Genomic DNA, 16055 nt, shown 5'->3' with positions numbered 1-16055 from the left:
CCCGTTCATGAAGAGAGTCGCTATTATGTTATATCGTAACATTCATCAAGCGAGCATGAGGGAGATTGAAATGAGCAGCGAGGGGGCTTTGGCGGAGGCCGAGCGGGTGCAGGTCGAGGTCTGGCGAATGATCGGGCGGGTCTTCGAGACGTGTCGGGCCAACGGTCTCAGTCAGTCCGATCTGGCGAGAAGGCTCGGCGTCCCGCGGGGACAGGTCTGCCTGTGGCTGAGGGATCGGGAGCGCATGACCCTGAAGGCGGCGGTGCGCCTGGCCGACGCCATGGGTCATGATCTCGAAGTGCGGCTGGTCCGCCGAGCGACGTTTCGCGCTGCCCGGGCCGAGGCGCAATGAGCCTGTTCGATCACGTGGAGGCGCTGCAGGGCGACCTTCCGTGGGGTCGTTTTCTGGACGCCGGGACAGGGGTCAACTCCAGTCTGTGGAGCACGGGTCTGGCCACGGACACCTGGACGGGCGTGACGGCTGCGGCCGGTCATGCGGATCAGGTGCGCGCCTCGGTCGGGGAGCGTATTCGGCCGCACGACCGGCTGCTGCTCGGCAACTGGACCGACGCGACCCTGCTGGAAGGCGGGGTCTTCGACACGGTGCTGGCCGATTATCTCATCGGCGCCGTCGAGGGCTTCGCGCCCTATTTCCAGCAAACCCTTCTGCGCCGGTTGAGGCCCATGACCGGGCGTCGCCTCTATGTCGTCGGCCTGGATCCCTACATCGTCGGACCGGCCGATACAGACGAGGCCCGAATGGTGCGTGAGATCGGCAGACTCCGCGACGCGGTCCTGCTCCTGGCGGACGAGACGCCCTACCGGGAGTATCCGGCGGAGTGGACGTTGAATGCGCTCGCCAGCGCCGGCTTCAGGGTGCTTTCAGCCCGTCGCTTTCCCAATCGCTACAAGGCGAAATGGGTGAACGGTCAACTGGATATGGCTGTGCGGCGCTTGCCCCGGGTCGCAAACGACGGGCTGGCCCGGAGCCTTGCCTCGCGGGTTGAAACTCTTCGCGGAAAAGGACTCGCGCTCTGTGCCGAGCGCAACGGTTTACGATGCGGCGCCGATTATGTGGTGGCTTGCGAGCCGAACTAGAGTCGCCTTCTCACTCTGACGCAATGACTGCTTCTGAAGCGATGTGGGCGTTGAATGTCGCTGACGTAGTCACGTCATGAAGCGGATCGCAGGTGTGAGGTATCGTCCCGATCCGGCTCCCGCAACCACCGTTCGTATAACCTCCCTGGTTATACCAATCTAGGCACAAAAAACCCCGTAAGCTCAACGGCTTGCGGGGTTTTTTGCGCTTTCACGTTCGCACAGCATTTTTGTTCGCTTTTGGACGGTTCAGTCGGGAACTAGGCGGTGTGGACAGATTTGAGCCAATTCCTCGCCGGCCGACATGAACTGTGGCGGAGCGCCAAAGGGTGCCGTGATAATCGAACGGTTCTGCTCAGCCGAACTGCCCCGTCCGCGATATTAAGGCGATAAGCGGCAAGCTTTTCAGAATAGGTCATCCAGCCTCGGTGAGATCGCCTCCGCTCAAGCCAGCCTCCCGAAGCAGTCTTGGGTCAACCAACTGGAACATGGTCAATCCTGCACGAGCATTGCGAATTCCATGTCGTTGCCGCACTCCCCATCGAGCGAACAACACTTGGCAAAGCGGACACCAAATGACGAACGACCGGGCCAAATTCATCCCCCGCAGGACGCCTGAATCCGCGGCAATGGTGGCTGCCGTAAGCCGGGCACGGCAAATGACGGCGGCGATCAACCGGCTGTCGCATGATGATGCCGAACGGATTCGGACCATGTTTGGCGACCTGATAGGAAAGGAGCTGGATAGCACCGTGAGTCTCATTCCCCCCCTCTATGCGACCGGGGGAGGCAACACTCGCATCGGGCGTAATGTCTTTATCAATCAAAACTGCACAATGTACGACCTGGGCGGCCTCGACATCGCGGATGACGTGATGATCGGTCCGAATGTCAGCCTCATAACTTCAGGCCATCCCATCGCTCCTTCGCAGCGTCGAGCGGGTGTAACCGCCAGCCCGATTGTCATTGAGCGCAACGTATGGATCGCTGCCAACGTGACGGTCATAGGAGGCGTGACAATTGGCGAAAACTCCGTTGTCGCTGCCGGTTCCGTCGTTACGAAGGATGTGCCCGCCAACACACTGGTCGGCGGCAACCCGGCCAAGGTCATCCGCTCGATAGTCGAAGAGTGACAAAGACCGCCAGCGAACGACCAACTTGTCCGCGCCGCCTAGGGCGAAATGATCGTTACAGGAACAATCCCCTTCATCCGCGGGGGCGGCATGGCGGGATCAGCTCGCTGGACACGTCTCTTCTCGACCTGGGCGCTGTCAGCAAATGAAGCTGGCCGTCCGACGATCGGACATCCTGCGATTCGGATGATGACGCGGCATCGCCGCGTCGCCTGTTTTGTAAAATGAAGTAAATTTTTAAAGCGTGCTGCTGGATGTTGAAAGATTTCCAGAAACGCGGGGCGCTGAGCAAATTTCCCAATGGTTAAAACCGGTTAACTGAAAACGGGGGTTGAAACCGCTACGCAAACATCTGATAGGGATCAGCGAGCCGATGATCTCATGTCGAGTATCGGCTTCCGGCTGTCGCTTTAATATGCCGGCGACGGTCGCTTTACTCGCGCTTCGCTGGGGGCGTGGAGAATAGCTGGCCTCTCAGCGACGGCAGATGAGCCTCCCGGCTCAACTGAGTTAGCGGGGCTGCCGACAGGGGGGCGTGACTGGTTGTGCGAACACTTGATTCTGAGGGCGCGCGGCGAGCTGTGCGTTCGAGCTTCCCCGAAAATCACTTTTAAATTCGTTCTTTGGTCCCGCCAGCAGCAGCTGGAGACGGGATGTTTGTGTTTGAGGAGAGTCAAATGAGCAAGGCAATCGCCCACAACCGCGCTTCCGGTCGAGTGTCGCGATTGCTCTCGGGAAGCTCTTTCGCGGCGCTCATGCTGCTGACGGTCGCTTCTCCGGCGCGCTCGGAAGAACGGCACTGGGACGCGAACGGCACCGCCGTCGGGTCAGGAGGCACGGGGGCCTGGAATCTTAGCGACCTCAACTGGAGCCCAAGCCCGGACGGCGTTAGCGGCCCGTACAACGCGCCATGGACTAATCTAGGACTCGACGACGCCATTTTTGGCGGGACGGCGGGGACGGTTACGGTGGGCTCGCCTATCACCGTACATAATCTGACCTTCAACACAGCCGGCTATGCGCTCACCGGCGGTACGCTCACCCTGGGCGGCATCTCCCCTACCATTACCACAAACACGAACGCAGCCGGCGTAACGACCATCGGGTCCGTCATTTCCGGCTCCGCAGGACTCGCCAAGGCGGGGACGGGAAGTCTTCGGCTTTCGGGCGCGAACACGTTCAGCGGCGATATCTCCATTCTGGACGGTAGGATCTATGCGTCCAGCGACGCCGCCTTGGGGGCGGCTTCGAACAGCATATTCACGGCCGCCGGCCGGTCCGTGTGGCTTGGAATCGAAGGTTCGAACACTGCTCGTTCCGTGGTCATCGGCGATGGCGGCACGCTTACTGTCACCGGCTCGGGCGTCGGCTCGGCGCTCATCAGCGGGAACGGTAACGTCAACGTTGCAGCATCGAACAATGACGCCACGATCGTCCGGCTGACCAACGACAATAACAGCTACACCGGCAGCACGACGTTCAACGGCTGTAACGGCGTCTGTAGCGCCTATTTCAGTTCTATCGGGAACATTGGGGAGGCGAGTTCGCTTGGCGCGGCGACGGGGGCGAACTCCACGATTATCTTCAACCAATCGAGCCAGTATTCCGACAGCGTCATCTATATCGGTGATGGCGATAGCTCTAACCGGAACTGGGACATTAACGGCGCCGCCGGCATCATTCGAAACCAGGGGAGCGGCACACTATCGATCACCGGCGATATCGACATCTCCGGCGGCGGGAACTTCAGCGCCGAAACCGCCGACATTGAGCTTCTGGGCGTGCTCAGCGGCGGCAACTATGGCTTTACTTCTCTTGCTGGGCACTCCGTTACGGTGGGCGGCGGCGCCAACACATTTACAGGACCGGTCAGCGTAAGCGGGCTCGTCAAGGCGTTCGTTCTGGCGGACAACGGAACGGTCAGTTCCCTCGGGGTCGGCGGCGACATATCCCTCGATGCTGGAACTCTGAGCTACACGGGCACGGGCGCGAGCAGCAACCGTCTGTGGACCATCAGCGGTGCTTCCGGCATCCTGAACGATGGCGCCGGTTCGCTCAATCTGAGCGGTGGAGCCTCATTCACGCCCGGTAATCCGGTAGATAGCCTCACGCTTGGCGGCAGCTTTGCCGGAGTGAGTAACTATTCGGGCATCATCTCGGGCACGGGCGATCTGATCGGCAACGGCGCCGGTACATGGGTTCTGGGCGGAGCCAATGATTTCGTTGGGACTGTCACAGTTAACGCAGGGACGCTGCAGGCCGGCAGCGCTTCGGCTTTCGGAGCGGCAACGGGTTTCATCGTAAACGGCGGCACGCTTGACCTGGGCGGGTATGATCTGACCGCTCCATCACTGACGGGTACGGGCGGCTCGGTCGCGCTTGGCGCATCGACGCTGACGGTCGAGGCGTTGGACGCCCAAAGCTATGCGGGGAGCATCACGGGGACCGGGGGGCTCCGCAAAGTGGGCGCCGGTTCGCTATCGCTGACCGGGGCGAGCAGCTATACCGGTGCCACGACCATCGCCGGGGGCAAGCTCGCCCTGGATTTTTCCGGTGCTGGTAGCCCGGCGGCCAATATCATTTCCGGTTCGTCGTCGCTCGTCCTCTCGGGCGGCACGCTCGAAGTTATCGGGGCGACAGGAGCAACCAACAACCAAACCTTCAACGGTATGACGGTCTCCGCTGGCAGCAACACTGTTCGCGCGGTAAGCGGGGCGGGCGGCGTCGTCAATCTCAATCTTGGAGCGATAAGCCGGGCAGGCGGTCTGATCAACTTCGTGCTGCCGGGCGGCGGTGCGATCACGACGACCAACGCCGACGGCGTCCTGGGCGGCTGGGCAACCATCAACGGAACCGACTATGCCAAGGTAGTCGACGGCGGCATTATCGCATTCGACAACAGCGATTACGTCAATAAGGACGACGCCGGTGATTGGGTGACTGGCGATATCGTCAGCGATTCCGCGAATGCGGCAGATACGCCATTTGAAGGCACGGTGAGCAGCAACCTCCAACTCGGCGGCCTTCGTTACACCGCTGCGGCAGATTCGGTCGTCACGATCGGCGCCGGAAACACGCTTGGAATCGACGGTACGATCATCGTCGCCCCAAGCACGCTCGCCACGAACCAGCGTATTACGGGCGGCTCCATCACTGGAGGCGCCGGTGGAGGGACGTTCGGCATCCAGCAGAACGGCACTGGTACGTTCACCATCGATTCCACGATCGTCGACAATGGCGGCACCGGCTTCGTCAAGAGCGGCAGCGGCACAGTTCGCCTCAACGGCGCCAACAGCTACTCTGGGGGCACGACGCTGAGCGGTGGCCGGTTGGAAGTGGCGAGCCTGGCGAATGGCGGGGTAAGCAGCAGCATTGGCGCGTCGAGCGCCAGCTCGTCGAACCTAGTGCTGGAAAGCGGCACGCTTGCCTATGTGGGCGGCGTGGACGTCGTATCCGACCGCGGCTTCACGTTGGTGAATGGAGGTAGTCTGCGCGCTATCGAAGTCGGAGCGGGACGTTCGGTAGAGTTCGCCGGCCAGGTGACGAGTCCGGATGACGCCGGTCTGACCAAGGTCGGTTCGGGCACATTGGTTCTGTCGAACGACGCCAACGACTATGTCGGCGTCACGACCATTAGCGGCGGCACCCTTGAGGTTGACGCGTTGGCAGATGGCGGCGTCGCCAGCGGGATCGGCGCATCTTCGTCCGCTTCCTCCAATCTGGTCATCCAGACCGGCGGTATGTTGCGGTACACCGGGAACACGGCGACGACCGACCGCGGCTTTACGATCAACGGGATCGCGGGCGCTGCGGTCGACGTTGCAAATGGGGGAACGACCCTCACCTTTGAAGGCAATGTAGTGGGTATCGGCGCTGCTCCGATGACCAAGGAGGGCGCCGGCACATTGGTTCTGGCGGGCACCAACACTTACTCGGGCCCTACGAGAATCAACGGCGGTACGTTGCGGGCGGGTTCAACGCAGGCGTTTGGTAGTCCAAGCCTTGTGACGTTGGCGGACGTCGCTGGCGCGACGCTCGACCTTGATGGTTTCAACAACAAGATTGGCGGCCTGTCGGGTGGAGGCGCGGCTGGTGGTACCGTGCTTCTCGGAGGAGCCACGCTCACCATCGGAGGCTCAAACGCCACATTCAATGGCAGAATCAGCGGCTCCGGCGGCCTTGTCAAAGACAACACCAGCACTCAGACAATGGTCGGCTGCAGCAACGATTATACTGGTGTCACCAGTATTATCCGGGGAACGATAAGCGTCGACTGCCTCGCTGACGGGGGACAGGCGAGTGGAATCGGTGCGGCAAGCGCCGATGCTGGCAACCTCGTTCTCAGAGACAGCGGTATACTTCGCTACACGGGCGGTGACCAAGCGACGAACCGCGGTTTCACACTGGAAAACTCGTGGGGCTACGTCGATGTGAGCAATGCGGCAACGACGCTGAATTTCAGCGGAATTGTCGAAGGGCCTGGGCATCTCGCGAAACGTGGTAGCGGCACATTGGTGCTGAGCGGCGCAAACACTTTTGCCGGCGCGGTGGCGGTTGAGGCTGGGACGCTTCGGGCCGGCTCGTCGGACGCGTTCGATCAGGGCACCAGCTACCTGCAGATGTCCAATGTCGCAGGGGCGCTGTTCGACCTGAACGGTTATGATGCGTCATTTAGATATCTGCTCGACGGTGGCGCGACCGGCGGTAACATCGATCTGGGCAGCGGTACCCTGACGATCTCCAACGGAGGGAGCTATGGCGGGGCGATCTATGCGGGAGCGATCACCGGCACCGGCAATCTCGTCAAGAATGGCGGATCGTATCAGCGGCTGACCGGTTGCAATAGCGACTACACTGGATCCACCATCATCAACGCGGGTATCCTCGAGGTCACATGCTTGACCGATGGGGGGCTGGCGAGCTCCATGGGGTCGTCAACTGCTGCGGCAAGCAGCTTGATCCTGAATGGCGGTACGCTGCGGTACGCCGGCGCAGGGGGCAGCACCGACCGCCAGTTCACGCTGGGGCCTGTTTCCGGCAATGGACTCGACGCATCCGGGACGGGTGCGATCAATTTCACCAGCACCGCGCCGCTCACCTTCAGCGTGCTGGACCGCGCGCAAACGCTGACCCTTAAGGGCACCAACACCGACGATAATATCCTGGCCGTACAGATCACGGATAACGGCACAGGTTTGACGTCATTGACGAAAACCGAGGCCGGCACCTGGATCCTCACCAATCCGGCCAGCACTTATACGGGTGTGACGACGATCAGCGGCGGCGTTCTCGGTGTCGACAAGCTGGCCGATGGCGGAGTTGCGAGCAGCATCGGTGCGTCGTCGGCGGCCGCGTCCAATCTGGTAATCGGCAGTGGATCGACGCTGCGCTATACCGGGGCAGGCGATACAACCAATCGCCTGTTCACGCTGGCCGCAGGCACCAGCTTCATCGAGTCCTCGGGCACTGGTGCGATAATCTTCACTGACACCGGGCCGGTCACTCTGGCAGGGACCAATCAGGCGCGGACCATTGCGCTCGGAGGCACCAATACCGGCGACAATACGCTGGCTGGCGCCATCGGGGATGCGGGAACCGGCGTCACGACGCTTGCCAAGAACGACAGCGGCAACTGGATTCTGACCGGGAACAACACATTCTCCGGCAATACCGTCATCAACGACGGCAATTTGATCATCGGCAATGGTGGAACGACCGGCAATGCCGGAACCGGCAATGTGTTCGTGACGTCGGCGACCTCGACGATGTCGTTCAACCGCTCGGACACCTTCAACTTCACCGGCGCGATCAGCGGCCCCGGCAGCATCGCGCAGATCGGCAGCGGGACGACGGTGTTGACCGCGACGAACAGCATCGGTGCAGCTCGGGTCGACGATGGTACGCTGCAGGTGGACGGCCTGCTCGGCACCGCGACGTTCGCCATGAATGGCGACGGCGCCTTGGTCGTGAATGGCACCGTGCAGGGCGCGGCCGGGACGGTTTCGACATTCACCGGCGATGTCGGGGCGTCCATGATCACTGTCAACGCTGGTGGCACGTTGCGTGCGACCGGCGACCTTGGCGACGGCGATGACGTCTTCACTCTGGCGGGCACGCTTGATACGGGGGGCGCCGCCTTGAACCTGGGCGGCGGCAACGACGTCTTCATGCTGAATGATGGCGGGGTGATCACCGGCGCTGGCGTCAATGCAGGCGCGGGCACCGACAGCCTGATCGTCGACAATGCGGCCGCCCGGATTTTCGACGGGGCAAGCGTCTCCGGGTTCGAAAGCCTCGCGAAGCAGAGCACCGGCGTCCTGACCCTGACCGGTGATCACAGCTACAGCGATGGGACGACAATCGCCGCCGGTACGCTTCGCATCGGAAACGGCGGTGCGTCGGGCACGCTCGCCGGCGACATCGCAAACAATGCTGCGCTGGAGTTCAATCGCTCCGGCACGGTGACGATTGCGGGCGAGATATCCGGAACCGGTTCCGTTGAGCAGCTCGGATCGGGCACAACGATCCTGACGGCCGACAACGCCTACACTGGCGGCACGACCATCACCAATGGCGCACTGCAGCTCGGCAATGGCGGAACCAGCGGCTTCGTCACCGGAGACGTGGCGAACAACGGCTCGCTCATATTCGATCGCTCGGACAGCGTCGGCTTCGACGGTCTGATTTCCGGCACGGGCGCGGTGACGCAGAACGGTTCTGGCATCGTTACGCTGACGGCTGACAACAGCTATAGCGGCGCGACGACGGTGAACGCCGGTACGCTGCTGATCAACGGCGACCAGTCGGCTTCCACCGGCCCGACCAGCGTGGCTTCGGGCGCGACGCTTGGCGGTATCGGCACGATCGGCGGCGATGTGAACATCGCCGGAGGCGGCATCCTAACTGCCGGAAGCAATGGGGTTGGCACGCTCTCCATTGCGGGCGGCCTCACGATGGATTCGGGCTCGGTCCTCAACATGGAGTTCGGACAGGCCGGCGCCGTCGGCGGCGGGCTCAATGATCTCATCGAGGTCGCCGGCGACCTCACCCTCGACGGCGCCACGATCAATGTGAGCGTCCCTACCGGCGGCATCTTCGGGCCGGGAATCTACCGCGTATTCAATTACGACGGCGACCTTCTCAACGATGATCTCGCGCTTGGTGCAATGCCGGGTGGAAGCGACGTGTCCGTGCAGACCGCGGTCTCCGGGCAGGTCAATCTCGTCAACTCGGCCGGCCTTTCGCTCAGCTTCTGGGACGGCGACGGCGGTCCGAAGTTCAACGACGCTGTCAACGGCGGCAATGGCACCTGGCATCTCGGCGGAACGGACAACAATTGGACGGGGTCGGATGGCGCGATCAACGCTGCCTATGCGGACGGCACCTTCGCGATCTTCGCCGGAACCGGCGGAACCGTCACGATCGATAACGGCTCCGGGCAGGTCACGGCGTCCGGCATGCAGTTCGCGAGCGATGGCTACCTGATCACCGGGGATGCGCTCACCCTGATCGGTCCGCAGTCCCTGATTCAGGTGGGCGACAGCTCCGTGGTCGGCGCAGGCTTCACCGCCACCATCGATGCCGATCTGACCGGCGCCACTCAGCTCGTTAAGACCGACGCGGGCATCCTCGTTCTGTCGGGCACGAACAGCTATACGGGCGGCACGCTGATCGAGGGCGGCACGGTCCGCATTTCGAACGACGCCAATCTCGGCGACGCGGCGGGTGGGTTGACCCTCGACGGCGGCACGCTCAACACCACGTCCAACATCGCTTCCGCCCGAAACGTCACCCTGGCAGGCGCGGGTACGGTGCTGACCGACAGCGGCACGACGTTAGAACTTGCCGGCCCGATTGCGGGGGCGGGCGCTCTCACCAAAGATGGTGCAGGTACGCTTATTCTGACCGGCGATGCCGAGCATGATGGCGGCACCACCATCGCGGCGGGAACCCTTCAGGTCGGCAATGGCGGCACCATCGGTAGTCTGACCGGCGATGTGCTGAACAATGCCTCACTGATCTTCAACCGCTCCGACGACACCAGCTTCGCGGGCGCGATTACCGGCACCGGCAGTCTCACCCAGACGGGCGGCGGCGTTCTGCGCCTGACAGGCGCAAGCGACTTCAGCGGCACGACCCTCATCGAAAGCAGCGAGCTGCGGTTGGAGAATGGCGGGAGCGTCAACAGCGGCCTAACGAGGCTTGCCGGACCTGACTCGACCCTGACCGTCACCGGTGCAGGTTCTTCGCTCATCACGACGGAGTTGAGGCTGGGAGCCCCAACCGGCGGGAACGTCACGCTCAACATCGAGGATGGCGGTCAGGTTATCGCGACGGGAACGTCGCAGGTGTCGCTGGGCGGCGCCGTTTTAGCCGGCAACCCTGCGCACGATGTCACCGTGAACGTGTCCGGCGCGAATTCGTTGTGGCAGGTGGGCGGCAATGTCACTGTCGGCTTCAACACTGCGTCAACCGCGCGCGTAAATGTCACCGATGGCGCGACGGTCCGTTCGGGTAGCCTTTCGATGGGCCCGGCTCTGCTGTCCATGACGAATCCCTCGGATATTACAATCTCCGGCGCGGGTTCCAGCTGGACGACAGGCGGCCTTTCCGTTTTCCGTGGAACACTATCCCTGCTGGATGGCGGCCGGCTCGACGCCGCCACTGGGCGGATCACCGCCGCGAGCGCTACTCAAGATGGCCAAGGCCGCGTTCTCATCTCCGGCGCAGGCTCGGCGCTTGCGATCGCGGGCGCCCTGGATATTGGCGGGGGCGGGAAAGAGGCAATTGTCACCGTTGCCGACGGGGGACAACTGAATGCGGGCGGGTTGTTGACCCTCGCCAACATCGCAGCAGGTAGCGGTACGCTGAATATCGGTGCGGCGGCGGGCGACACGGCCGCAGCGGCCGGCACGGTCGATGTGGCGGATATCGCCTTTGGTCCGGGCGCTGGCACCGTTAATTTCAATCATACCGCTGCCGCCTATGATTTCGGCGCCGCCATGTCGGGCGCCGGTGCGATCAACCAGCTTGCGGGGGTCACGCTGCTGAGCGGCGACAGCACGAGCTTCTCCGGTCTGACGTCGGTTTCGGGCGGCGGGCTCTACGTGAACAACGCGCTGGGTGGCGATGTCACCGTGGCGACGGGCGGTACGCTCGGCGGAATCGGGACCATCGGCGGCAATGTGACCGTGGCCGATGGCGCGCTCAATCCAGGCAACCTCGACGCTGCTCCGGGAACGCTCACCATCAACGGCAATCTCGATCTGGCGGCCTCTTCCACGATCAACGTCAGCTTCGGCGAAGCCAATGTCGTCGGTGGCGGTTTCAATGACCTGATCGAGGTCGGCGGAGACCTGACGCTCGGCGGGACGCTCAATGTGGAGACCGCGGCAGGCGGAAGCTTCGATCCCGGCGTCTATCGGGTCATCAACTATGGCGGAACGCTGACAGACAAGGGGCTGGCAATCGGTACGATCCCGTCGCCCGACTTCTATGTTCAGACCTCGGTCGACAAACAGGTGAACCTGGTGAACACGGCCGGCCTGCAGTTCCGCTATTGGGATGGCGTCGGCACCAAGAATGACGGTGTCATCGACGGTGGCGACGGCCTGTGGCAGCGTTCCACCGGCAATGATAACTGGGTCGATGACGGTAATATCCCCAATGCGCAGTTTGCAGACGCTGCCTTTGCGGTGTTCATGGGAGCTGCCGGCACGGTAACGGTCGATCGGAGCCTCGGCGAAGTCGAAGCCTCCGGCATGCAGTTCCTCACCGATGGCTATGTGATCGAGGGCGACGCAATCACCCTTGCCGGTTCGCAGGCGACGATCCGCGTGGGCGACGGCACGGCGGCCGGTGCGGGCACAAGCGCAACGATCGCGTCCGAGCTCACGGGCGCGGCCCAGCTGGTCAAATCCGATCTCGGAACGCTCATCCTCACGGGCGACAACAGCTATACCGGCGGCACCGCGATCAAGGGTGGTACGCTGGTGGTGTCCGCCGATGCCAATCTTGGCGATGCGGCAGGCGGGCTGACCTTCGACGGCGGCACGTTGCAGACGACAGCCGACCTTGAAACCGGCCGGGCGGTTGAACTTACTGGCGCGGGCACGCTGTTGACGGACGTCGGCACGACCCTGGGTCTCACCGGCGTGGTGAGTGGTGCAGGCAGTCTGATCAAAGACGGCGCGGGCATACTGACGCTATCGGGAGCCAACAGCTACACGGGCGGCACGCGAGTCACCGCGGGGTCCCTGTTCGTGAACGGCGACCAGTCTGCGGCCACGGGCCTGACGCGCGTGGACCTGGGCGCAACGCTTGGCGGGAACGGCGTGATCGGCGGCGACGTCGCGATCTCCGATGGCGCAACGCTCAATCCGGGCGGCGGCGACGGCCTGCCGGGCACGCTGACCATCGGCGGCAGCCTGTCGCTGGCTTCCGGCTCGACGCTGGCCATGCAGTTCGGCGAGGCCAACGCGGTGGGTGGCGCGCTCAACGACCTGATCGAGGTGGGCGGCGACCTGGTTCTTGACGGCACGCTGGATGTGACCATTCCCGCGGGCGGCACGTTCGGCCCTGGCATCTACCGCGTCATCAACTATGGCGGCGCACTGACGGACAATGGTCTTGATCTGGGCGTGATGCCGGCAGGCGGCGCCAGCACCGTGCAGACATCGATCGCGGGTCAGGTGAACCTCGTGAACACCGATGGACTTCTGCTCAACTTCTGGGACGGCAATGCTGGTCCGAAGTTCAACAATGCCGTCGATGGTGGTGACGGCGTGTGGCAGAACAGCACCGGCAACGATAACTGGACCGATGCCGACGGCGTGGTGAATGCCGCTTACGCCGATGAGGCTATCGCGATCTTCGCTGGCACGGGCGGGACCGTCACGATCGACAACAGTCTGGGCGAGGTGCGTACGGCGGGCATGCAGTTTGCTGCCGATGGCTATGAAATCAGCGGGGAGCCGCTGACGCTGGTCGGGCCCCAAAGCACGATCCGCGTGGGCGATGGTTCAACGGCGGGCGCCGCGTTCATCGCCACCATTGCGGCCGACCTTACCGGCGATACACAGTTGGTGAAGACCGACGCGGGCACGCTCGTTCTCGCAGGCGACAACAGCTATACGGGCGGCACGGCCATCGAGGGCGGTACGCTGGCGGTGTCGGCCGATGTCAATCTCGGCGATACGGCAGGCGGGTTGACCTTCAATCGCGGCACGCTTCAGACGACGGCTGATATCGAAAGTGATCGGGCCGTGTCCTTTGCAGGTAACGGCACGCTGCTGACCGACGAGGGTACGACCTTCACGCTGAATGGCCTGCTGTCCGGTGCGGGCGGCCTGACGAAGGACGGGGCAGGCACGCTCGTGGTCGCCGGAAACAACACCGGATATACCGCTGCCACCACGGTTGCCCGTGGTACGCTTTCCGTGAGCGGCGTGCTTGGCGGCAGGGTCACGGTCTCTGAAGCAGGACGTCTGGAAGGCACCGGACAGGTCGGCGCTGTAACCAATAGCGGCGTGGTTGCGCCGGGCAGCGGCATCGGCACGCTCACTGTCGCCGGCGATTATGTCGGCAACGGCGGCACGCTCGAGATCGAGGCGGTCCTTGCCGGAGACAACTCGACCACGGATCGGCTCGTGGTGGGGGGCGGCACCTCCGGCAACACCCAGATCAACGTCATCAACCGTGAAGGACTCGGCGCGCAGACCGTCGAAGGCATCAAGATCATCGATGTCGCCGGCGCATCCAGCGGTACGTTTGTTCTCAACGGTGACTACGTGTTCCAGGGCGAACAGGCGGTCATCGCCGGCGCGTTCGGATATCGTCTGTATAAGGGCGGCGTTTCCAGTCCTACGGATGGCGATTGGTATCTGCGTTCCAGCCTACTGAATCCGGTCGATCCGGGCGAACCGGGCGGCCCCGAAGAACCGGTCGAACCGAGCCCGCCGCTATATCAGCCCGGGGTGCCCATCTATGAAGCGTATGGGGCCAACCTGCAGTCGTTGAACGGTCTTTCCACGCTTCAGCAGCGTGTCGGTAACCGCAGCTGGACAGCCGGCGCCAACCCTGAGGGCAACGGCATCTGGGGGCGAATGGAAGGTGTCCAGAGCCGGGCTAATGCAGCAGTTTCAACCAGCCTTTCCGATCAGAACGTCAACAGCTGGAAGATGCAGATCGGTGCCGATCGGGTCTTTGCAGGATCCGACAAGGGCGAGCGGTTAGTCGCTGGGGTTACCGCCTACTATGGCGAGGCGAGCAGTCATGTCCGGTCGATCTTCGGCAACGGTTCTCTCAAGACCGATGGTTATGGTGTTGGCGCTACGCTGACCTGGTACGGGCTCCAGGGCTTCTATGCCGACGGACAGGTGCAGTTCAGCTGGTATGAAAGCGACCTCAATTCCGATACGCTCGGAAAGCTGTCAGCCAACAACAGCGGTAGCGGCGAGGCCTTCAGCCTGGAACTCGGCAAGAAGTCTCCGATTGGCGGCAAACTCAGCGTCACGCCGCAGATTCAGATGGCGTACTCCAATGTCCGATTTGATCGTTTCGCCGATGCGGCCGGGGCCATTGTCGCGGCAGACAAGGGCGATAGCCTCAAGACCCGCTGGGGCGTCTCGCTCGACCATGAGGACGAATGGGACGGCGGCCGCAGCCATGTCTATGGCTTGGTTAATCTTAGCTATGAGTGGCTGGACGGCACACGCACGCGCGTTTCCGGCACGCCTATCGCCTATGAAAACGAGGGACTGTGGACTGAAGTCGGTCTGGGGGCGAGCATAAGCTGGATGAACGGCATGACGTTCTATGGCGAAGTCTCGGGCAATAGCTCCGTCAAGGACTTCGGGGACAGCTACATTCTGAAGGCGAATGCCGGCCTGCGCATTGCATTCTGATTATATTGGGGCGGCGCCTTCCAAAGGCGACGCCCCAATATTCGGAAAGAATCTTCGCCCCTGCCGCAAAGGCGGCGATGGCTGAACGCATGAAAAAATATCCTGGAGACGCAAATGACAACGGCGCCGCAATCAGTTGAACTGCCTGTATTCTACAAAGGGGTTATGGCGCTCAACAGCCGTGATCATGCGTCGTGGCGTAGGCGGACGACGGACAAGGCGAGCTGGCTCGCGAACCAACACGTGGTACCACTGACGGTCGAGGAGTTTCCGCAGGCGCAGCGACACTTCCCGGTCATTTTTTCTTCAGGTCGAGACCCAATACCGCTGGCCCTGATGGGCATGAATGAAGGTGTAAACGTTTTTGTCGACAGTGCGGGCGCCTTACCAGACTCCTTTTACGTTCCCGCCTATGCGCGACGGTATCCCTTCATTCTGGCCAAGCTGACGCCGGAAGCGAGTGAGCTTTCCCTTTGTTTCGATCCCTCGAGCAACCTTGTGGGAGATTTTGCTGAGGGAGAGGCGTTGTTTGACGGCGTAACACCAACAGATGCTTGTAAGGCGGCGCTCTATTTCTGTGAGCAGTTCGAGGCCGCCGGACAAAAGACTACTGCGTTCATAGCAGAACTCATCCAACACGATTTGCTCATGGAAGGAGAGGTCGCAATTCAGCAGGATGGAGCGGAGCGTCCATTCGTCTACCGCGGCTTTCAGATGGTCAACCAAGCCAAATTGCCCGATCTGCCTGGTGATGTGCTGAAGAACTGGAACCAGACCGGCGTCTTGTCCATGATCTTCGCTCATCTCCATTCATTGGAATTGACGCGGGATATCTTCCTCCGTCAGGTTCGGCTCGGCGAGGCATCTGCTGAGGTTCCGGCGCTGGCGTAGGGCGGCGACGGCTTCAACGGAGCGAGGC

5 protein-coding genes are annotated in these 16055 nt (G+C 62.3%); all 5 read left to right on the top strand.

Features of this window, described 5'->3' with window-relative positions; translation table 11 throughout:
- The first annotated feature begins 70 nt into the window (after positions 1 to 70).
- The 5 genes from ACWIDZ_RS15285 to ACWIDZ_RS15265 all read left to right on the top strand — a co-directional run bounded on the left by ACWIDZ_RS15285 (position 71) and on the right by ACWIDZ_RS15265 (position 16027).
- The gene (locus ACWIDZ_RS15285; RefSeq protein ID WP_338575379.1) at positions 71 to 352 is read left to right on the top strand and encodes a helix-turn-helix transcriptional regulator; all 282 of its coding nucleotides are present in this window, start codon (positions 71 to 73) and stop codon (positions 350 to 352) included.
- Positions 349 to 1098 (top strand): hypothetical protein, encoded by a 750-nt coding sequence (locus tag ACWIDZ_RS15280; RefSeq protein WP_453990104.1) that lies wholly within the window; start codon positions 349 to 351, stop codon positions 1096 to 1098. The genes ACWIDZ_RS15285 and ACWIDZ_RS15280 overlap by 4 nt, the downstream gene beginning before the upstream one ends.
- A 575-nt stretch (positions 1099 to 1673) precedes the next feature.
- Positions 1674 to 2231 carry a sugar O-acetyltransferase gene (locus ACWIDZ_RS15275; RefSeq protein WP_338575375.1) on the top strand — a complete coding sequence of 186 codons (558 nt, stop codon included), beginning with the start codon at positions 1674 to 1676 and terminating at the stop codon, positions 2229 to 2231.
- 677 nt (positions 2232 to 2908) lie between these two features.
- Positions 2909 to 15136 (top strand): autotransporter-associated beta strand repeat-containing protein, encoded by a 12228-nt coding sequence (locus ACWIDZ_RS15270; RefSeq protein ID WP_453990102.1) that lies wholly within the window; start codon positions 2909 to 2911, stop codon positions 15134 to 15136.
- A gap of 114 nt (positions 15137 to 15250) precedes the next feature.
- Complete coding sequence (locus ACWIDZ_RS15265; protein ID WP_453990100.1) at positions 15251 to 16027, top strand: SapC family protein; 777 nt, start codon at positions 15251 to 15253, stop codon at positions 16025 to 16027.
- Positions 16028 to 16055 lie beyond the last annotated feature (28 nt).

Source organism: Brevundimonas sp. NPDC055311 (genome assembly GCF_053645695.1).
The sequence above is the reverse complement of the archived record's forward strand: the minus strand, read 5'-3'. Positions and strand labels throughout refer to the sequence as shown.

Bases quoted from the DNA above. Each gene is read 5' to 3' on its own strand.
- ACWIDZ_RS15285 (WP_338575379.1), top strand. From the start codon at position 71: ATGAGCAGCGAGGGGGCTTTGGCGGAGGCCGAGCGGGTGCAGGTCGAG.
- ACWIDZ_RS15280 (WP_453990104.1), top strand. From the start codon at position 349: ATGAGCCTGTTCGATCACGTGGAGGCGCTGCAGGGCGACCTTCCGTGG.
- ACWIDZ_RS15275 (WP_338575375.1), top strand. From the start codon at position 1,674: ATGACGAACGACCGGGCCAAATTCATCCCCCGCAGGACGCCTGAATCC.
- ACWIDZ_RS15270 (WP_453990102.1), top strand. From the start codon at position 2,909: ATGAGCAAGGCAATCGCCCACAACCGCGCTTCCGGTCGAGTGTCGCGA.
- ACWIDZ_RS15265 (WP_453990100.1), top strand. From the start codon at position 15,251: ATGACAACGGCGCCGCAATCAGTTGAACTGCCTGTATTCTACAAAGGG.